The organism is Flavobacterium akiainvivens (genome assembly GCF_001278115.1).
GTDB classification, from domain to species: domain Bacteria; phylum Bacteroidota; class Bacteroidia; order Flavobacteriales; family Flavobacteriaceae; genus Flavobacterium; species Flavobacterium akiainvivens.
On record NZ_LIYD01000005.1, the window covers coordinates 4,345,106 to 4,365,271 of the forward strand.

Sequence of the window (20,166 nt, forward strand, 5' to 3'; positions counted from 1 at the left end):
TGATGTCGGGATGACTGGATTCGAACCAGCGACCCCTTGCACCCCATGCAAGTACGCTACCAGGCTGCGCTACATCCCGATTGTTAAAAAGGTGTGCAAATATATTGTTTTTGGTGTAATATTTAAAGTAATTAAAAAATTACTTTGGGTAGAAATAATGAGGTATTTGCAATATCTTTTCGTTATATTTGGATAAACAGCACATTATGCAATGATTTGCTGCTAATACTGAAGTATTAAATGAAAGAAATCACCGCTATATTGTTCATGATGGGTCTGCTTTTTAGCAGTCAGGACAGGCAGTTAAAAATAGTCAACAATCAACCGGGAGATTCGTTATTGGTTGGTTTTAAGGAGGTTAATATGGATTCGCTCAATATGCTTAACCGTATGGCCTATGCTGATACCGCCAACTTTATGCACCAAAAGGTATACCCCTGTGCCCGGTGCTTTTTGCGCCCGGAAGCCGCACAGGCACTGGAAAAAGCCAATGAAATAGCCCAGGATAAAGGCTACAGGATGGTGGTGTATGACTGCTACAGGCCCATAACCATACAGTATAAAATGTTTGAGATAGTGGGCAACCCGGAGTGGGTAGCCCGCCCCACCAAAGGCTCTAACCATAACCGCGGCGCTGCTGTAGATGTTTCATTATCAGATGAAAACGGTAACCTGCTGGATATGGGTGGGGCGTTTGATGATTTCTCTGAGGTATCGCATTACAGCTATTCTAACTTAAATAAGGAGGCAAAGGCCAACCGTAAACTGCTGCGTAACATTATGGTACGCGCGGGGTTTATCCCTTATGAAAGCGAGTGGTGGCATTTTGATTTTAAGCAGAAACGCTATCCTGCAAGCGGCCTTGTGTGGAGTTGTAATGATTGATTTTTAATAAGTTAAATGTTAGTTTGTAAATTAAACGGGTATAGGCTTTCCCTAATGGGTAAAACTCTGCTATCTTTGTTTTAAGAAATTTTACTATGGAACTTAAACTGCATCGCCCCATATGCTTTTTTGACCTGGAAACCACCGGTACTGATATAACCAGAGACCGTATTGTAGAGATTTCCATCTTAAAAGTATATCCTAACGGCAATAAAGAAAGCAGGACATGGCTGGTAAACCCCGAGAGGCCCATACCACCCGTAACCACTGCTTTTCATGGCATAACTGATGATAAAGTGGTTAACGAGCCTACCTTTAAAGAGCTGTCGCACACTATATATAACATGATTAAAGACTCAGATCTGGGGGGGTATAACTCAGACAGGTTTGATATTCCGCTGCTTGCAGAAGAACTGCTTAGGGCAGGGGTAGACTTTGACATGAAAAACCGTGTTTCGGTAGACGTGCAGACCATCTTCCATAAAAAGGAAGAACGCACGCTGAGCGCAGCCTATAAATTTTACTGTGGGCAAATACTTGAAAATGCGCACAGTGCAGCGGCAGATACCAATGCTACGTATGAAATACTGAAGTCGCAGCTTGACCGTTATGAAGACCTTGAGAATGATATTAAGCTATTATCAGAATTTACAACCCGCAAAAAAGCGGTAGATTTTGCAGGCTTTATAGTGCTTGATGATAATGGAGATGAGGTGTTTACCTTTGGTAAGTTCAAAAATGTAAAGGTAGAAAAGGTGTTTGAGCAGGAGCCCGGCTATTATGGCTGGTTCCAGAGCGCTGATTTTCCGCTGTATACCAAAAAAGTGCTTACGGCCATAAAACTCAGGAAATTAAATAATAAATTGGCATAAGGTTTAGCAGATGAAAATAATTTGCATTGGCAGGAATTATGCCGACCACATTAGCGAACTGAATAACGAACGCCCGGCAGAACCGGTTATCTTTATGAAACCCGATACGGCGCTGTTGCAAAAGCAGTTTCCGTTTGTAATACCGGAGTTTAGTAATGATGTGCACCACGAGGTTGAAGTGGTGGTTAAAATAAGCAAGGTGGGCAAGTATATAGACCCTAAGTTTGCCCATAAATACTATGATGAGGTAACGCTGGGTATAGATTTCACTGCGCGCGACCTTCAGTCTAAGCTTAAGGAAAAAGGCCTGCCGTGGGAAAAGGCAAAGGCGTTTGACGGTTCGGCAGTAATAGGCGATTTTGTGAGTAAAGCAGAATTTGCCTCGCTTACCGATATTAATTTTGAAATGCAGAATAACGGCCAAACGGTGCAAAAAGGCAACACATCGCTCATGCTGTGGAACATAGATGAGCTTGTGGCCGAGGCCTCAAAATATTTTACGCTTAAAACCGGCGATGTTATCTTTACAGGTACGCCGCAGGGTGTGGCGGCTGTAAAAGCCGGCGATGTGCTGGAAGGATTTTTAGAAGGAAAAAAACTATTTAAGGTACAGGTAAAGTAGTATGGCACTTCATTACAACCTCTCTAAGGTATATGCAATTTCAGACGATGACCCTGAATTTGTAAAACAGATTCTTTCGCTTTTCCTCGAGGAAGTTCCTGCTGAGGTTAAGAACGTTAAAGAAGGTCTTAAAGATAAAGACCATAATAAGGTATATCATGCCGCCCATAAAATAAAGCCCACGCTCGACCTGTTGGGCATGGACCTGGCGTATGATGATGTGCTTAATATTGAAAAATGGACCAAGGCCGAAGGCAAGAAGAAAGAGATTAAAGATGTGGTAGACAGCCTTAAAGAGCTGGTAAAGCTGGCAGTTAAGGAAATAAAAAAAGACTATAACCTGTAATTATGAAGGCAGCTGTAGTAACCGTAGGCGATGAAATACTTATAGGCCAGATTGTAGATACCAATTCGGCTTATATTGCCAAAGCTTTTGATAAGATAGGTATAGGTGTTTATGAAATGCTGTCTATAAGCGATGAGCGCCAGCACATACTGCAAACCCTTGCTTTTTTACAAAACAGGGTAGACGTTGTGGTAATTACCGGTGGCCTGGGCCCTACAAAAGACGACGTAACCAAAACCACCCTTTGCGAATATTTTGACGACCACCTGGTGCGCAACGAAGCTGTTGAAGCCCATGTGGTAGAACTTATAGAAAAAGCCCTGAAACGCACCGCCAGCCAGATAAATAAAGACCAGGCGCTTGTGCCCAGTAAAGCTAAAGTATTGCATAATGCTTTTGGCACAGCACCGGGCATGTGGCTAAAGCGGGGCGATACCATATTTATATCGCTACCGGGTGTGCCTTATGAAATGAAAGGGCTTATAGATAATGAGGTGGTGCCAAGGCTGGTGGCCGAGTTTGAGCGTCCGTATATCATTCATAAAACTATAATGACCTATGGGCAGGGCGAGAGCATTGTTGCTGAACGTATTGCCGAATGGGAAAATAACCTTCCGGAGCATATAAAACTGGCTTACCTGCCAAGCCCGGGCAAAGTGCGCCTGCGGCTTAGTACCCGCGGTACCGATGAGGCTTTTCTGCGAAACGGTATTGAGGTAGAGGCTGCAAAGCTTAATGATATAATAGGTGATATTATTGTAGGTTTTGACGAAGATGAAACCATGGAAGTGGTTTTGGGCAGGCTTTTAGCCCAAAAAGGCAAGACCCTTGCCGCTGCCGAAAGCTGCACAGGTGGTAAAATTGCACAAATGATTACCAGTGTGCCGGGTTCGTCGGCTTATTTTATGGGTAGCGCCGTTACGTATGCTACCGATAGTAAAGTCAACATCCTGAAAGTAGAGCAGCAGCTTATAGATGTATTTAGCGTGGTAAGCGCTAAAGTGGCCGAAAGTATGGCGGTTAATGCTAAAAAGTTGTATAAGTCTGATTATGCGGTATCTACTACGGGCAATGCAGGTCCGGCAAAAGGCGATGCAGCGGCAGAGGTGGGTACGGTCTACATCGGTATAGCTACTCCAAACGGTGTTACGAGCCATAAATTTGAGCTTGGCCAACCACGCGAAAAGGTGGTTGCACGGGCGGCTGAAAAGGCGCTTGAACTCATCTATCAGGAAATTTTAAAAAACTGATAAAAAACTAGTTATTTGTATTTGCGTAATACTTTTATTTTTTGTTTCTTTGCACCCTGATTTTGAATAACGATAATAAAAGCGAAAAATAATGTCTAGAGTTTGTGCCCTTACCGGTAAAAAAGCGATGGTTGGAAATAACGTTTCCCACGCGATGAACAAAACTAAACGCAAGTTTAGCGTAAACTTAGTAAAGAAGCGTTTTTATCTTCCTGAAGAAGACAGGTGGATCACTCTAAGGGTAGCAGCTTCTACTATCAAAACTATTAACAAAAATGGTATAGCCGCGGTTTTAAAAGAGGCCAAAGCTAACGGGTTTATTAAATAATCCTGTTTACACCTCATTAAATATTAAGCACGATGGCAAAGAAAGGTAACAGAATCCAGGTGATTTTAGAGTGCACCGAGCATAAAGCTTCTGGTGTGGCCGGTACTTCAAGGTACATTACAACAAAAAACAAAAAAAATACTCCGGACAGGCTTGAAATCAAAAAATTCAACCCAATCCTTAAGAGGGTAACAGTTCATAAAGAAATTAAATAATTAGGTCATGGCAAAGAAAACCGTAGCAACCCTTCAAACAGCTTCAAAGAGGCTAACCAAAGCTATCAAAATGGTTAAGTCGCCTAAATCTGGTGCTTATACTTTTGTTGAAAGCGTTATGTCTCCTGAAGAAGTGGATGCATTTCTTAAAAAGAAATAATATCCCAAACAATATATAGAAAAGCTACTTTCCCATAAGAGAAAGTAGCTTTTTTATTTTCTATCTTTACCGTTGGAAAAACAAAGACTATACTAAAGCATGAACTTCTTTAAAAAAATATTTTCTTCTGAAAAGAAAGAGACTCTTGATAAGGGGCTTGAGAAATCTAAAACTTCATTCTTTTCTAAACTCTCTAAAGCGGTTGCCGGTAAAAGCAAGGTAGATGATGAGGTGCTGGATAACCTTGAGGAGATACTTGTGGCCAGTGATGTGGGTGTAAATACAACCCTTAAAATTATTGAGCGTATTGAGGCCCGTGTATCGCGCGATAAATACCTGGGTACGGATGAGCTTAACGGCATATTGCGCGAAGAAATAGCAAGCTTGCTGAGTGAGACCAATACCGGAGAAGCTACTGATTTTGAAATCCCGGCCAATAAAAAGCCATATGTAATAATGGTGGTGGGTGTTAACGGTGTGGGTAAAACCACTACTATAGGTAAACTGGCTTACCAGTTTAAAAAAGCAGGTCACAATGTAGTGCTTGGTGCGGCAGATACTTTCCGTGCGGCAGCTATAGACCAGCTCCAGGTGTGGGCAGACAGGGTAGGGGTGCCTATTGTGCGCCAGCAAATGGGTAGTGACCCGGCTTCTGTAGCGTTTGATACCCTGCAAAGTGCCGTGAGCCAAAATGCCGATGTGGTTATTATAGATACTGCAGGGCGTCTTCATAATAAGGTAAACCTTATGAATGAACTGGGTAAGGTAAAGCGTGTAATGCAAAAAGTGCAGGAGGATGCTCCGCACGATGTTTTACTTGTTTTAGATGGCTCTACGGGCCAGAATGCCTTTGAGCAGGCTAAGCAGTTTACGGCTGCTACAGAGGTAAGTTGCCTGGCGGTTACAAAGCTTGATGGTACGGCTAAAGGTGGTGTAGTGATTGGTATATCAGATCAGTTCCAGATTCCGGTTAAATACATTGGTGTTGGCGAAGGTATAGAAGACCTCCAGGTGTTTAACAAGTTTGAGTTTGTAGATTCTTTCTTTAAATAAAATCAAAGGCCGCATTTGCGGCCTTTTTTATGCTTATGTGTATATGTCTTTAAGGGTAGTGAATTATATAGTGGTGTGCCTTGCCGTGCTTGGTGTGTTATTTTGTTGGGTGCAATATCTGGAAGCAAAACGGCTTTTAAGTAACCCGCTTATACCACAAGGTTTGATGGCAATTCATTTTAAGCGAATGGTGCTTTTTACGGCTTTATTTTTGGTTGTAGCAATGCTTCAGTTGTTGGCTGTTTATTTTAGGAAAGGGCGGCTTGTTGCTGCTGTTTTTGGTATTATTGTAATTGCTGCTGCCGTTGTCTTTTATCCGCTTGTGATAGGGTGGTTTTTAGAATAGGCCTAAATGGTATTGTGTTTTAGCTGTCTTCTTCTAACGCTAAAAATAAATCCTGTAAATCTCCATTGAGGGGTGTTGCTGAACTTTCGGTTTTTAGGGTAAAATGTTCTGGGTTGTTGGTTAAAAATGAAGAGCTGTCAAGTATTCTGAATAGGTGTTGTGTTGCACTTACCTGAATCATTCTTGTGTAGGCTAAGAATAATTCCTATTTGATTCTGTTGAGTTTTCTGTGTGGTTTGATATTTATTCCGTATGGGGTCTTGAGTATCTGTAGGTTGATTTAAAACAGTCTGGTAGATGTTGTTTGTTTATCAACAACCAGGTTTCTTATTTCGGATACAAAGTCAGTATCTTTATATTGCTCAATGTATTATATGCTAAAAAAGCCGCTCTATAAAATAGAGCGGCTTTAAGTGATTTTAAACCGGTTGCGTCTTAGTTAAGGGCAGCTACGTGCCTTGTAAGCTTAGACTTAAGGTTAGATGCTTTGTTAGCGTGGATGATGTTTTTCTTAGCAAGTTTGTCTATCATAGAGATAACACCTGCAAGTTTATCGGCAGCTTCGCTTTTTACAGTAGCTAAACGTATAGCTTTGATAGCGTTACGTGTAGTTTTGTGCTGATACCTGTTAAGTACCCTTTTCTTTTCGTTGCTCCTTATCCTTTTTAAAGCTGACTTATGATTTGCCATTGTAATATTGTCTTAAAAAAATCAATAATATTTTAATTGTAGTCCATACGGGAATCGAACCCGTGTTACCAGAATGAAAATCTGGCGTCCTAACCCCTAGACGAATGGACCGTACTCTCAGTAAATTGTTGTAGCCCGTGGGGGAATCGAACCCCCCTTACCAGAATGAAAATCTGGCGTCCTAACCGATAGACGAACGGGCCAGTAGTTGTTCTCTAATGCGGATGCAAAAGTACAACTAATTTCCACTTCTGCAAGAGTTGAGTGAAAAAAAATGCAAAAAATTTTAATAAGCCCTGGCAAACAGCACTCTACCGGCGCTTGGTTTTCCGGTAAGTACACACGTGCCTGCTTCTTCTTTCCTGTCTAAAGGAATACAGCGTATGGTGGCCTTTGTAAGGTCTTTAATTTTTTCTTCGGTTTCAGGGGTACCATCCCAATGGGCCGATACAAAACCGGTCTTGTTTTCAAGCACGTCTTTAAACTCGTCAAAAGTATTAACCTCTGTTATGTGCTCTTCGCGGAACGCAAATGCCTTGTCAAACAGGTTTTGCTGCATTTTTTCAAGTGTGTCCTGTATGTAGTGCACAATGTCTATGCTAATAACCGTTTCTTTGGTAAGCGTGTCGCGCCTGGCTACTTCAAAAGTACCGTTAGCAAGGTCGTTTGGCCCAATGGCAACACGTAGCGGCACGCCTTTAAGCTCATATTCGTTAAACTTCCAGCCCGGTTTCTGGGTGGTGCGGTTGTCATACTTAACGCTAATGCCCACTTTGCGCAGGCGGGCTACCAGTTGGTTGGCTTCTTCGCTTATCTGGGCAAGCTGTTCGTCGCCTTTGTAAATAGGTACAATAACCACCTGTATAGGCGCCAGGTTTGGTGGTAGTACAAGGCCGTTATCATCACTGTGGGTCATGATAAGCGCGCCCATAAGGCGGGTAGATACACCCCATGAGGTGGCCCATACGTGCTCCTGCTTGCCTTCCTGGTTGGCAAATTTTACATCAAACGCCTTGGCAAAGTTTTGCCCCAGGAAATGCGATGTACCTGCCTGTAGCGCCTTGCCATCCTGCATAAGGGCTTCAATACAATAGGTTTCAACAGCACCTGCAAAACGCTCGTTGGCTGTTTTAACGCCTTTAACCACCGGTATTGCCATAAAGTCCTGGGCAAAATCAGCATATACGTTCATCATTTGTTCAGCCTCTGCAATAGCCTCTGTTTGCGTGGCGTGTGCGGTGTGGCCTTCCTGCCAAAGAAACTCGGCAGTACGTAAAAACAGGCGTGTGCGCATTTCCCAGCGCACTACGTTAGCCCATTGGTTTATAAGCAGGGGCAGGTCGCGGTAGCTTTGTATCCAGCCGCGGTAGGTGTCCCATATAATGGTTTCAGATGTTGGCCTTACAATAAGCTCTTCTTCAAGCTTGGCATCGGGGTCTACTTCAATGGTTTTTCCGTCTTCGCCGGTTTTAAGGCGGTAGTGGGTTACCACGGCACATTCTTTTGCAAAGCCGTCTACGTGGCTGGCTTCTTTGCTGAAATAAGATTTAGGTATAAACAGCGGGAAGTAAGCGTTTTGGTGGCCGGTTTCCTTAAATTTCTTGTCCAGTTCGGCCTGCATTTTTTCCCATATAGCATATCCGTATGGTTTTATAACCATACAGCCCCTAACGCCCGAATTTTCGGCGAGGTCTGCTTTTACCACGAGCTCATTATACCATTTGGAATAATCTTCGCCCCTTTTAGTTAAATTCTTACTCATCGTAATTTATTTGGCACAAATATTGTTATTTTTATACTTTGAAAATAGTTAGGCAAAACTAACCTATTTTTAGCCCGTTTCAAAGACAATAAAAAAAAATGCAGAGACTATGAAAACAGATAATTACATATGGCGCCGCCTGTCCCTTTTTTCGCTAATGGGGCTTGTGGGCCTTGCTGCAGCATCGTGCAGCTCTTACCAAAATGCCGCTTATGACAATGATGGCGTTTATGGCTCTGTGCCACGCGACAGCGAAGGCAACCCTGTATATACATACAATGACGGAACCGTTGCACAATATAACGACGGGCAAAATACCGGCCAGAATGTAAATGGCTACAGTGCTTATTTTCAGTCTCTGCAAGATGAGTACCCTGTAATGACTGATGTAGATAATTATAGTTCTTATAACGATAGTGCTGCCACAGGCAGCATCCAGGCTTATACAACCGCTTATGGCGGCTGGGGCGAAAGCAGCGATAATGTAACCGTAAATGTATACGGTGGTTATGGCGGCTGGAACAACTGGGGCTACCCATACTATGGCGGCTGGGGCTGGAACAACTGGGGCTGGGGAGGCTACGGTTGGGGTGGCGGCTGGGGCCTTGGCTATGGCTGGGGCGGCGGCTGGTATGGCGGCTGGGGCTGGAACAACTGGGGTTGGGGTGGTTACCCTTACTACGGTTGGGGCGGCGGCTGGGGCTATCCATATTATGGTGGTGTGCACTATGGTAACGGTTATGGCTATGCCGGCAGAAACGTGTCTTACCACCAGGGAGGACGTGGTGCTACTGGCAACGGACGCAGGCCGGCTAATATTTACAGCAGCAGGCGTACAAGTATGGCAGGTACCACACGTTTAAACAGCAGGGCTACTTCTAATAGCGGTAGGCTTACCTCTAACGGAGGCAGGGCTGTAAGTAATGGAGGCAGAACTGCTATAACAAACGGAGGAAGGACTATAACAAACGGAGGAAGGACTGTAATTACAGAAGGAAGAACAGTAAATAGCGGAAGCGGAAGAAATGCTACAACAGTAAGGAGTACTACGCCTACAAGAGCTACTAATGCTACTCCTGCAAGAGGGTTTAATAACTCATCGCGCAATACAACACCTACAAGAAGCTACACGCCAAGTAATAATGCACCATCACGTAGCAGCAGCCCAAGCATGAGCTCGCCTTCACGCAGTAGCGGAGGCAGTATGGGCGGCGGACGCAGCGGCGGTGGCGGCTTTAGTGGCGGCCGTGGCGGCGGAGGCGGTGGCCGACGCGGATAAGACATTAAAAATATTTACGGCCCTGTGTTATTTTCCTGAAAAAGAAAAGTACACGGGGCTTATTTTTTACCCTCAATTAAGATTTTACATGAAACAATATATATATGCCGCAGCACTGCTGGTGGCTAATGTTGCGCTATATGCCCAGGGCGACCTTAATACCGCTGCCGACGCAGTGCGCTATTCTCTTGATAATACTACCGGTACTGCACGTTTTAGGGGGCTTGGCGGTGCTATGGGGGCTGTGGGTGGCGATCTTTCTGCTATGAGTGTTAACCCGGCAGGTTCGGCTATTTTTAATTACAATACCGGCACGGCTACCGGTGCTGTTTATAATGTAAAAAATAAAGCCAACTACTACGGTACCCATACTACCGATAAAGATTCTTCGGTAGACATGGCCCAGGTGGGCGGGGTGTTTGTATTTAATAATGCTAATGAAAACGCATTCCTGCAAAAGTTTACCCTTGGCTTTAATTATGAAAACAGCAATAGTTTTGAAAACAGCCTGTATATGGCCGGTACAAGCCCCAACTCTATAGACCAATACTTTTTGGGCTATGCTAACGGCAGGGGAGGCAGGCCTGCGGTGTCGCTCAACACCCTTAATACCGGCAATTATAATTATATGACATTTGCCGAGCAGCAGGCTTACCTTGGTTACAATGCCTATGTTTTTAACCCCACTACAGATGGCAGCAATACTCCTTATGTAACTAATATGCCCCAAACGGGCAATTATGCACAGCAAAGCCGGATACAAAATACAGGTTATAACGGTAAGATTGCCTTAAACTTTGCCACACAATTTAAGCAGAGTGTGTATTTAGGTATAAACCTTAATATACACGTTACCAATTATGTAAATAACATAAGCTTTTACGAAGATACCAATAACCTTTCTTCGGGCGGTATGCAGGAGCTACAGTTTGATAACAGGCGTTATACTTATGGTGGCGGCTTTTCGCTTGATTTAGGTGGTATTGTAAAAATAACCGAACAGCTTAGGGCAGGCCTTGCCTGGAAATCGCCTACATGGCTAAGACTTCAGGATGAAATAACCCAATCGCTGTATGCTTATTGCCCGGAATGTGATGCAAGCACAAGTAATGGCAATATTATCCTTGACCCGGGCATGACTTATATTCTTGATGATTATACCGTGCGCTCTCCCGGAAAATGGACGGGTAGCCTTGCATACATTTTTGGTAAAAGCGGCCTTGTTAGCGTAGATTATGCACTGCAGGATTTTAGCAATACGCGTTTTAGCAGCAGCCGTTATGGCTATATAAACGATGAACTGAGCCAAACACTTGATATGGCCGGAGAACTGCGTGTGGGTACTGAGTGGAGGGTTAAAAACTTCAGTTTCCGTGGGGGATACCGCTTTGCGCAAAGCCCTTATAAAAACGGCACTACCGTGGGCGACCTTCAGGGATATTCGGGTGGTGTAGGTATTAGTTTTGGCGATTCAAAGCTTGACCTGGCTTACAGCTGGTACCGCCGTGATGCCGATGTGTCTTTGCTGCAACAGGGTACTGTTGATGCCGCCCGTGTGCAAAGCACTAATAACAATATTGTACTGTCTTATACTATAGATTTGTAATTTAGATTCAAAGATTTAAAGATTTAAAGATTGAAAGATCTTTTTAGTATAGCCCTGAAAATTTTTATATGCTCAATTTATGTTTTCTTGAATTTGTTGTTTGTGATTTGAAATTTGAAATTTGTTTTTTTGACTTTTAACTGCTTTATTTCTTTGAGAACCAATAAAAAGCGTACTTTTGCACTCCAATTTTTCAGAATTTCATGAGAACCAAGTCGTTAAAAAAGAACAAGATAAATGTAATTACGCTGGGATGTAGCAAAAACGTGTATGACAGCGAAGTGCTTATGGGACAGCTGCGTGCAAGCGGCAAAGATGTTACCCATGAGGCTCCCGCGCACGAAGAAGGCAACATTATTGTGATTAACACCTGCGGATTTATAGACAACGCAAAGGAAGAGTCGGTTAACATGATTCTGGAATATGTAGACAAAAAAGACCAAGGCCTGGTTGACAAGGTTTTTGTTACCGGGTGTCTTAGCGAGCGCTACAAGCCCGATTTACAAAAGGAAATTCCTGATGTAGATCAGTATTTTGGTACTACCGAGTTGCCACTATTGCTTAAGGCACTTGGAGCCGACTACAAGCATGAGCTCCTTGGCGAACGCCTTACCACCACACCTAAAAACTATGCCTATCTTAAAATAGCCGAAGGGTGCGACCGCCCTTGCAGTTTTTGCGCAATTCCGCTTATGAGGGGCAAACACGTTAGCCAGCCTATTGAAAAACTGGTTAAGGAAGCCGAGGGACTTGCTAAAAACGGTGTTAAGGAGCTAATTCTTATAGCGCAGGACTTAACCTACTATGGCCTTGACCTGTATAAAAAACGTAACCTTGCCCAACTGCTTGAAAACCTTGTAAAAGTAGAAGGTATTGAATGGATAAGGCTGCATTATGCTTTTCCAAGCGGTTTCCCTATGGATGTGCTTGACCTTATGAACCGCGAGCCGAAAATCTGTAACTACATAGATATTCCGCTACAACATATATCAGACAATGTACTGAAAAGCATGCGCCGCGGAACAACATACGAGAAAACCACAAAGCTGTTAAAGGAATTCCGCGAACGGGTTCCGGGTATGGCTATACGCACCACGCTTATTGTGGGCTATCCGGGCGAAACCGAAGAAGATTTCCAGATCCTGAAAAACTGGGTAGAGGAGATGCGTTTTGAGCGCCTGGGCTGCTTTACTTACAGCCATGAAGAAAATACCCATGCCTACCTGCTTGAAGACGATGTTCCTGCTGATGTTAAGCAACAGCGCGCCAACGAAATTATGGAGATACAGTCGCAAATTTCGTGGGAGCTGAACCAGGAAAAGATAGGTAAAACCTTCCGTTGTATTATAGACAGGAAAGAAGGGAACCATTTTGTGGGCCGTACCGAATTTGATAGCCCTGATGTTGATAATGAGGTGCTTATAGATGCTTCTGTAATGTACTTAAAAACCGGCGAGTTTGTAAATATTACGATTACCGATGCTACCGAGTTTGACCTGTATGGCCTTCCTACAGACAGGCCACATAACTAATATACTAAAGCTGAAGTGCAAACTTTAGCTTTTTTTATTTAAGTTTGGACAACTAATAAATTGATTATGAAATTAAAGCTATCATACCTGTTTTTTGCATTAGCACTTTTATTTGCTGCTGATGGCTTTGCCCAGGTAGACCGCCGTATTGCCCCTAACCAGTATAAGAGGCAAAAAAGTAAAGACAAGCAAAAAGATTTTATACAACAGGCAGCTGATTACTACAAAAAAGAACTGAAGCTTGATGACTTTCAGGCAGCAGCCGTTAGGGAAATTATGGAAGCCGAACGCGACCAAATAACCAGCCTGAGTACTGACCAGGAAACTACTGTAGCTGAAAGAAAGGACAAGGCAAAAGCAATATACGACCGTATAGATGGCAAGATACTTCCGCTGTTAAGCGAAGACCAGAAGAAAAAATATAAAGAGCTTCGTAAAATAGAAGACGAGCAGGCTGTTGACCTGGAGTCAGACAAGTAAGAGGCCGTAATCGCGCAGGGTAGTAACAGGCTTGCTGTACCAAAAAGGTTCAAAATCGTCTAAACCTGCGGCTTCAAAGCTTTGTTTTGCCTGTGCAAAAGTTGTGGGCTTTTCGGCAAGGGCAAGCTTTTCAATAAATGATGTAAGCCACTGGCCTTCAGGTGCAGGGGTTTGAATTGTGAAACTTTCTTTTTTATCGTGAAATACAAGGGCTGCCATTTCAAACTGGCGGCCTTTTTTGTTTTTTGTAAAGTATGAAATAGCAGGGCTACTGCCTGTCCATACCAGTTTAGCAGTGGGTTTTATGCCAAAGCCGTCATCTTCCTGAAGTACGTTGTAAATATAATCGTGCGGCACCTTTGTGCGGGGCACTTTAAACTCAAACCAGTCCTGCAACGGATAGTCAAAGCAAATGCCGTGCATATAGTTAAACAGCGATTTCTTTAAACCATAGCTAAATTTATCGTGGTTGGTGCCGGTACTGTCGGTAAACATAATATCGTTATTGGCAAAGCTGCCTACAATATCGCTGTCTTTTACCACGCTGAATTTTTCGGGTTCAATACCTACGGGGCTGTGAGCTGTCATGGCAAACTGGTGCCAGAAACCGCTTTGCAGTATGCCGGTTTCAAACATCTGGCGCACCATTTCCAGCGAATCTATGGTTTCCTGCGCCGTTTGTGTTGGGAAACCATACATTAAATACGCATGTACCATAATGCCCGCCTGGGTAAAATTTCGGGTAACGCGGGCCACCTGTGCTACGGTAACGCCTTTCTGAATCAGGTCGAGCAGGCGGTCGCTGGCCACTTCAAGTCCACCTGAAACCGCAATACACCCGCTGGCTTTTAGCAGGCGGCACAAATCAGCTGTAAAGCTTTTCTCGAAGCGAATGTTTGTCCACCAGGTTACGGCCAGGTTGCGGCGTAGTATTTCCAGGGCCACTTCGCGCATTAGCGCGGGTGGTGCGGCCTCATCTACAAAATGGAAGCCGTTTTGCCCGGTTTGCGCCATGAGCTGTTCCATGCGGTCTACCAAAAGTTTGGCAGCCACAGGTTCGTATACGCGAATGTAGTCTAACGAAATATCGCAAAACGTGCATTTACCCCAATAGCAGCCATGTGCCATGGTAAGTTTGTTCCAGCGGCCATCGCTCCACATACGGTGCATGGGGTTTACAATTTCTATAACCGAAATGTAGTGGTCTAAAAGCAGGTCGCTGTAATCGGGCGTGCCCACATCGCTCTGTTTGTAATCGCGGCAGCCGGAGTTATCAATATATTTTACTTCTCCGTCCTGAAGCGCAAAGGTGCGTTTCAGCTGGCTGATGTCGCGCCTGCCTTCAATATGTTCTATTAAACATTCAAGGGGGCTTTCGCCATCATCGAGCGTAATAAAGTCGAAAAACTCCATTACACGGGTGTCGCTTAATGAACGCAGTTCGGTATTGGGAAAGCCACCGCCCATAGCTGTTTTAGCGTTAGGGAAGTGCTGCTTTATGTATTGCGCACTACGGAATGCTGCATATAAATTCCCCGGGAAGGGCACTGAAAAGCATACTAAATCAGGGTTGACGTCTGTCAGGCGGCTGTGTAGTATGCCAATTAAAATCTCATCAATATACGTAAACGGCTGTTGCAGGGCTTCGTACAGCTCATCAAAACTATTGGCCGAACGCCCCAGCCTTTCGGCGTAGCGGCTAAAGCCAAAGTGCGGGTCTATGCACTCTACAATCAGGTCGGAAATGTCTTCAAGGTACAGCGTGGCAAGGTGCTTGGCCTTATCCTGAACGCCCATACTGCCAAAAGCCCAGTCCAGCTCTTCAAGTTGAGCAAAACGCGAGGCTTCGGGCAAAAAATCTTCGCTACAAATAAGGTGCGCCAGCGTGGGGTTTTTGCCCTGAAGAAACAGCATAACGCTGTCAATCGTCTTTAGGTACTCGTTTTTAAGGGCGAGTATGCGCTGAGAGTTGGGGGTTGGGGGTTGGAGGTTGTTTGAAAGTTGTATGCGTGCAAACAAATCCTGTAATCCTGATTTAGAGAACAGCCTGAGTATTACCTCAATACCTAAATCGGCCTGCACGGCGGCAATGCCTTTGGTATTAAGGAAACCCTTTATATAAGCCGTGGCCGGGTAGGGCGTGTTGAGCTGTGTAAAGGGCGGGGTTATCAGCAGGGCTTTGGTACTCAAAACTATAGATTTTTAGGGTGCAAAAGTAGTGATTATTATGGTTCAAAAGGTGTTAATGTTGTGAGGGGGAGATTGAGTATATTTACTAAATCCAACCTTTTTGCTTTTTTAGGTATCTACAATACTATGAGGTATTTAATTTACATATTGTTTTTATCGGGAAAAGCGTTTGCACAGCAGGATAGCGTTCAGGTTACAGTGCGTAATATTGAGGTACGGCCTAACGCTACTTTTTTGCAGACTATTCAAAACTCAATGCCCAACCATAATATTGTAAGTGGTGAATATCTCAATACCTATATGCTCTCCCAGGCTGATAAAGATTCAATCTATGCAGCGGCCTTTAGCAGTCAAGTGGTGCAGGATGCTATCAATAATAAGTTTAGTGGTAGGAGTAAATTGATTGAAAAAGGATATGAGTTGGAATTAATCAGCCTACTGAAAAACGATAGCATAAGTAATACAGATAAAAAGAACCTTCTTATTGAGCGCATACTTTCAGATTATGATTACAATAAAGAGAATAATATTAAATATCATGTTCCGTTTTGTGGTGATTATCCAAAAAATAAAAAATCAGCTATTACTTTCTTTAGATGCCGGACAATAACCGATTACTCTTATTGCGGTTATATTATTGATGGTGTAACTTATATAGCAGTGAGTTTAGAACATATGCAAAGATTGATAAATAAACTGCGGTTAATTGAAATGGCAACTATTGATGTACAGCCTATAGACGAAGTTAAGATTATTACAACCCAGCCACGTGCAATGATTTTTATTACAACCAAACCCAACTAATCTAAAACCATCAATGTATTTATTTTTGCGTACCTTTACGGCAAAATAATATTCAAATGCCAACCGACTGTATCAGCTTTCAGGATTCGGGATATTTTAGCCCGCTCATTGTAGATTACCTTAATCAACACCCTAACCTGAAAGACCTGTACCACCGGTTTCCCACCCTCCAAAATTTTAAGCTACAGGCACAGGAAAAGCAGCAAAACTACCCGGCACACCACCGCGCCGTTTTGGCTGATGCCCTAACCCAACAATACACCAGCCTTGAGCCGTACATTATTACACAGCAAAATATTGAGCTGCTGCGTAAGGATAATACGTTTACTGTAGTAACCGGCCACCAGCTGAACCTGTTTACCGGGCCGCTGTATTTTTTGTATAAAATTGTTTCGACAATAAACCTTGCCAAACAGCTTAAGATGGCTTACCCGGAATATAATTTTGTACCCGTGTACTGGATGGCTACCGAAGACCATGATTTTGAGGAGATAAACTACTTTAACTTCCGCGATAAGAAGATAAAATGGAACCGCGAAAGCAACGGCCCTGTAGGAAGACTTAATAACGACGGACTTGATGCAGTGCTAAATGCCTTTGCTACCGAGCTTGGCCCCGGCAACAATGCCAAATGGCTTACCGAACTGTTTGAAAATGCCTACTTAAAGCACAGCAACCTGGCTGATGCCACGCGCTACCTGGCGAACAAACTCTTTGGTAAGCACGGCCTTGTAATTGTAGATGGCGATGATATAGCCCTGAAAACCCTGTTTGCGCCTTATGTGCAGGAAGAGTTGTTAAGCCAGTCGTCTCACCAAAAGGTAGCCCAGGCTACTGAACTTTTAAAAGACTACAACATTCAGGTAAACCCCCGCGAAATTAACCTGTTCTACATAGAAGACACGCTTCGCGAGCGTATTGTTTTTGAAGGCGGTGTGTACCGTGTTAACAATACCGGTATTACCTTCACTAAAGACGAAATTATAGCTGAAGTTAAGGCCAACCCTGAGAAATTCAGCCCAAATGTGATTATGCGTCCGTTATACCAGGAGGTAATACTGCCCAACCTGTGCTATATAGGCGGGGGAGGGGAACTGGCTTACTGGCTGGAACTGAAGGCGTTTTTTGCCTATTCAGGCGTAACGTTCCCCATATTGCTGCTACGTAATTCGGTGCTTGTAGCTACCCAAAAACAGGCCGATAAGCTGGATAAGCTGGGCTTGTCGTGGGCGGATGTGTTTAAAAAACAACCCGACCTGCTGAATAATAAAGTACAGGAGTTATCGGAATTTAAGCTGGATTTTACCGAACAGAAGCAGTTCCTTACCGCGCAGTTTGAAAAGTTGGCTGCTATGGCAGAGAAGACCGACAGCACATTTACAGGCGCTGTAAAGGCCCAAGAACTGAAACAGCTGAAAGGATTGGGTAACCTTGAAAAACGCCTGCTGAAGGCCGAAAAACGCCACCATACCGATTCCCTTGCCCGTATTGCTGCATTGCAAAACGAGCTTTTCCCTAACCACAGCCTGCAGGAGCGCAGGGATAATTTTTCGGCGTTATATCTTGAATATGATGGTAAGTTAATTGACGCATTGTTTGCAAATCAAAAACCACTGGAGCAGGAATTTAATGTGGTGGTTTTGTAGTGTAACAGACGTTCTGTCGTTTTGAGGGCAGCGGAGTCGAAAAATCTCGTGATATTATGAGAATTTATTGAGATTCCTCCACTCCGCTGCGCTTCGGTCGAAATGACAAACGGCACTCAATAAAAAAGCGCATCGATTGATGCGCTTTTTTATTGATATACTTGCGTTTATTTTTTCAGAACTTCATCAGCCATTCTTTCAGCTTCATCAATAGTGTAATATTTCAACAAACCTGAATCACTAAGCCTCAAGATTTCTTCAAGCTCAGCTTTATCCTTTTGATATTGGTCTGAAAATTTCACGCTGTAAATAAATTATTCCTCAAAGCCCACGTGCTCAACGTCGTGCACAAAAAGTTGCTTAATGTCTTCAGTCAGTTCAATTAGGTCGTTGGTTACAATGCTCATAGTGGTGTGGGTATATTAAGTTATAAATCAGTTTCAAAATTGTTTTTTAGAACGGTACATCATCATCGCCCGGTCCGGGGCCGTTCATGTTGCTGCCAAAGGCATCGTTAGCACTTGGCAGGTTTTTGGTTAAAAAGTCGTTGGCACTGTTCATGCTCGAAGGCAGTTCGTCAAACGGCGACCCAAAGTCGTCAAGGTTGTCAAATTTACCCAGTGAGCCTATGAATTTCAGCCTGATGTTGTCCAAGCCACCGTTACGGTGCTTGGCCACAATAAATTCGGCCTGGCCAGCTGTTGGGCTTTGCTCTTCATCATCCCACTCTTCAATCTTGTAGTATTCAGGTCGGTAAATGAACGATACGATATCCGCATCCTGTTCAATCGCACCTGATTCCCTAAGGTCAGACAGTAGCGGGCGCTTGCTGCTGCCACGGGTTTCTACCGCACGCGATAGCTGTGATAGTGCAATAACCGGCACGTTAAGTTCCTTTGCAAGTGCCTTAAGGTTTCGCGAAATGGTAGAGATTTCCTGTTCGCGGTTACCGCCGTTTTTGCCACTGCCACCGGCTGTCATAAGCTGAAGGTAGTCAATTATAATCATCCTGATGCCGTATTGCGAAGACAAACGCCTTGCCTTGGCACGAAGGTCAAATATAGAAAGCGATGGTGTGTCGTCTATATAAAGCGGGGCTTTTTCAAGGTCTTTTACCTTGATGCTCAGCTGTTCCCATTCGTGTTTTTCAAGTTTACCGGTACGCAGCTTTTCTGATGACAGCCCGGTTTCGCTTGATATCAAACGGGTAATAAGCTGTACGGATGACATCTCTAGAGAGAATACCGCTACGCCATGCCCGTAGGTAATGGCAATATTACGCGCCATTGAAAGTACAAACGCTGTTTTACCCATACCTGGCCTCGCCGCTATAATGATAAGGTCGCTTGGCTGCCAGCCGGATGTAAGCTTGTCAAGGTCATGAAACCCGGTTGCAACACCACTTAGGCCTTCTTTACCGGCAATTTCCTCAATGCGCTTCTTGGCTTGTATAACAAGGCTCTGTGCGGTTTCAGAACTACGTTTAATGTTGCCTTGGGTTACTTCGTATAATTTCGATTCAGCTTTATCGAGCAGGTCAAATACATCAGTAGTTTCATCATAGGCCTCTTCTGCAATTTCAGAAGAGATGCGTATAAGGCTGCGCTGTATATACTTTTGCAGGATAATACGTGAGTGGAACTCAATGTGTGCCGAAGACGATATTTTTTGCGTAAGCTGTATCAGGTAGAAATCGCCACCGGCCAACTCCAGCTTGGCATTCTTTTTAAGCTGCGCTGAAACCGTTAAAAGGTCAATGGGCTGGGTATCGTTAAAAAGCTGTACAATGGCCTCATAAATGTGTTTGTGCCCGTCTTTATAAAAGGCATCGGGCTGCAGGATGTCTATCACTTCATCCACACCCTTCTTATCTATCATCATGGCGCCCAGTACTGCCTCTTCCAGGTCGAGCGCCTGCGGGGGCAGCTTACCTTTCTCAAGGTTGATTATGGTCGCTTTATCTACGCGAACGGGGTTTATGTTCCTGATATTTTCCATATCGCTAATGTACTTTAATTTGGCTTTTTTTGGCTTAACGTTTTGTTAATATAAGGCTGTTGAAAACTTTTGGTTTATTGTTGAAAACCCAAAAAAAATCCG

21 protein-coding genes and 3 tRNA genes are annotated in these 20,166 nt (G+C 43.9%); 16 read left to right on the forward strand and 8 right to left on the reverse strand.

Translation table 11 applies throughout. From position 1 onward, the window contains the following. Positions 1-5 precede the first annotated feature (5 nt). Positions 6-79: transfer RNA gene (locus tag AM279_RS19585), tRNA-Pro, on the reverse strand. A gap of 161 nt (positions 80-240) precedes the next feature. On the opposite strand from AM279_RS19585, the gene AM279_RS19590 reads away from it, so the two are divergent. The 10 genes from AM279_RS19590 to AM279_RS19635 all read left to right on the forward strand — a co-directional run bounded on the left by AM279_RS19590 (position 241) and on the right by AM279_RS19635 (position 6,077). Then, positions 241-885, forward strand: coding sequence for a M15 family metallopeptidase (locus tag AM279_RS19590; RefSeq protein WP_054409736.1), 645 nt, complete (start codon positions 241-243; stop codon positions 883-885). 95 nt (positions 886-980) lie between these two features. Continuing rightward, positions 981-1,757 (forward strand): 3'-5' exonuclease, encoded by a 777-nt coding sequence (locus AM279_RS19595; RefSeq protein ID WP_054409738.1) that lies wholly within the window; start codon positions 981-983, stop codon positions 1,755-1,757. 10 nt (positions 1,758-1,767) lie between these two features. Beyond that, the gene (locus AM279_RS19600; protein ID WP_054409741.1) at positions 1,768-2,379 is read left to right on the forward strand and encodes a fumarylacetoacetate hydrolase family protein; all 612 of its coding nucleotides are present in this window, start codon (positions 1,768-1,770) and stop codon (positions 2,377-2,379) included. A 1-nt stretch (position 2,380) separates the two neighbouring features. Then, the gene (locus tag AM279_RS19605; RefSeq protein ID WP_054409742.1) at positions 2,381-2,725 is read left to right on the forward strand and encodes an Hpt domain-containing protein; all 345 of its coding nucleotides are present in this window, start codon (positions 2,381-2,383) and stop codon (positions 2,723-2,725) included. Positions 2,726-2,727: 2 nt separating this feature from the next. Further along, on the forward strand, positions 2,728-3,975 hold the full coding sequence (locus AM279_RS19610; protein ID WP_054409744.1) for a CinA family nicotinamide mononucleotide deamidase-related protein: 1,248 nt from the start codon (positions 2,728-2,730) through the stop codon (positions 3,973-3,975). 91 nt (positions 3,976-4,066) lie between these two features. Then, complete coding sequence (gene rpmB / locus AM279_RS19615) at positions 4,067-4,303, forward strand: 50S ribosomal protein L28 (protein ID WP_054409746.1); 237 nt, start codon at positions 4,067-4,069, stop codon at positions 4,301-4,303. A gap of 32 nt (positions 4,304-4,335) precedes the next feature. Then, a complete protein-coding gene (gene rpmG / locus AM279_RS19620; RefSeq protein ID WP_035640032.1) occupies positions 4,336-4,518 on the forward strand; it encodes a 50S ribosomal protein L33 in 183 nt (60 codons plus the stop codon). A 7-nt stretch (positions 4,519-4,525) separates the two neighbouring features. Further along, positions 4,526-4,678, forward strand: a complete 153-nt coding sequence (locus AM279_RS19625; RefSeq protein WP_074961599.1) for a DUF4295 domain-containing protein — start codon at positions 4,526-4,528, stop codon at positions 4,676-4,678. Positions 4,679-4,777: 99 nt separating this feature from the next. Further along, positions 4,778-5,731, forward strand: coding sequence for a signal recognition particle-docking protein FtsY (ftsY, locus tag AM279_RS19630; protein ID WP_054409747.1), 954 nt, complete (start codon positions 4,778-4,780; stop codon positions 5,729-5,731). Between the two features lie 43 nt (positions 5,732-5,774). After that, positions 5,775-6,077, forward strand: a complete 303-nt coding sequence (locus AM279_RS19635) for a hypothetical protein (RefSeq protein WP_054409749.1) — start codon at positions 5,775-5,777, stop codon at positions 6,075-6,077. A gap of 435 nt (positions 6,078-6,512) precedes the next feature. On the opposite strand, the gene rpsT is transcribed toward AM279_RS19635, so the two are convergent. From rpsT to proS, 4 genes are all read right to left on the reverse strand, one after another. Further along, positions 6,513-6,767 (reverse strand): 30S ribosomal protein S20, encoded by a 255-nt coding sequence (rpsT, locus tag AM279_RS19640; RefSeq protein ID WP_054409751.1) that lies wholly within the window; start codon positions 6,765-6,767, stop codon positions 6,513-6,515. 39 nt (positions 6,768-6,806) lie between these two features. Further along, positions 6,807-6,878: transfer RNA gene (locus AM279_RS19645), tRNA-Glu, on the reverse strand. 20 nt (positions 6,879-6,898) lie between these two features. Next, positions 6,899-6,970 (reverse strand) — tRNA-Glu (locus AM279_RS19650). 83 nt (positions 6,971-7,053) lie between these two features. Continuing rightward, positions 7,054-8,529 (reverse strand): proline--tRNA ligase, encoded by a 1,476-nt coding sequence (proS, locus tag AM279_RS19655; RefSeq protein WP_054409753.1) that lies wholly within the window; start codon positions 8,527-8,529, stop codon positions 7,054-7,056. A gap of 109 nt (positions 8,530-8,638) precedes the next feature. Here proS and AM279_RS19660 point away from each other — a divergent pair, with 109 nt between their 5' ends. From AM279_RS19660 to AM279_RS19675, 4 genes are all read left to right on the forward strand, one after another. Continuing rightward, positions 8,639-9,808, forward strand: coding sequence for a hypothetical protein (locus tag AM279_RS19660; RefSeq protein WP_054409755.1), 1,170 nt, complete (start codon positions 8,639-8,641; stop codon positions 9,806-9,808). 88 nt (positions 9,809-9,896) lie between these two features. After that, entirely contained in the window at positions 9,897-11,414 is a 1,518-nt protein-coding gene (locus AM279_RS19665; RefSeq protein WP_054409757.1) for a hypothetical protein, read from the forward strand. A gap of 203 nt (positions 11,415-11,617) precedes the next feature. Next, a complete protein-coding gene (gene rimO / locus AM279_RS19670; RefSeq protein WP_054409758.1) occupies positions 11,618-12,946 on the forward strand; it encodes a 30S ribosomal protein S12 methylthiotransferase RimO in 1,329 nt (442 codons plus the stop codon). A gap of 66 nt (positions 12,947-13,012) precedes the next feature. Beyond that, on the forward strand, positions 13,013-13,426 hold the full coding sequence (locus tag AM279_RS19675; protein ID WP_054409760.1) for a hypothetical protein: 414 nt from the start codon (positions 13,013-13,015) through the stop codon (positions 13,424-13,426). Here the strand turns inward: AM279_RS19675 and AM279_RS19680 are convergent. Continuing rightward, the gene (locus tag AM279_RS19680; RefSeq protein ID WP_054409762.1) at positions 13,415-15,616 is read right to left on the reverse strand and encodes a B12-binding domain-containing radical SAM protein; all 2,202 of its coding nucleotides are present in this window, start codon (positions 15,614-15,616) and stop codon (positions 13,415-13,417) included. The genes AM279_RS19675 and AM279_RS19680 overlap by 12 nt on opposite strands. A gap of 126 nt (positions 15,617-15,742) precedes the next feature. Between AM279_RS19680 and AM279_RS19685 the strand changes: the two genes are divergently transcribed. Both AM279_RS19685 and bshC read left to right on the forward strand, forming a co-directional pair. Further along, entirely contained in the window at positions 15,743-16,420 is a 678-nt protein-coding gene (locus AM279_RS19685) for a hypothetical protein (RefSeq protein WP_054409764.1), read from the forward strand. A gap of 56 nt (positions 16,421-16,476) precedes the next feature. Beyond that, positions 16,477-18,066, forward strand: a complete 1,590-nt coding sequence (bshC, locus tag AM279_RS19690) for a bacillithiol biosynthesis cysteine-adding enzyme BshC (RefSeq protein ID WP_054409766.1) — start codon at positions 16,477-16,479, stop codon at positions 18,064-18,066. Positions 18,067-18,233: 167 nt separating this feature from the next. On the opposite strand, the gene AM279_RS20995 is transcribed toward bshC, so the two are convergent. After that, complete coding sequence (locus tag AM279_RS20995; protein WP_262494143.1) at positions 18,234-18,368, reverse strand: hypothetical protein; 135 nt, start codon at positions 18,366-18,368, stop codon at positions 18,234-18,236. 151 nt (positions 18,369-18,519) lie between these two features. Continuing rightward, complete coding sequence (gene dnaB / locus AM279_RS19695) at positions 18,520-20,064, reverse strand: replicative DNA helicase (protein WP_054409768.1); 1,545 nt, start codon at positions 20,062-20,064, stop codon at positions 18,520-18,522. Positions 20,065-20,166 lie beyond the last annotated feature (102 nt).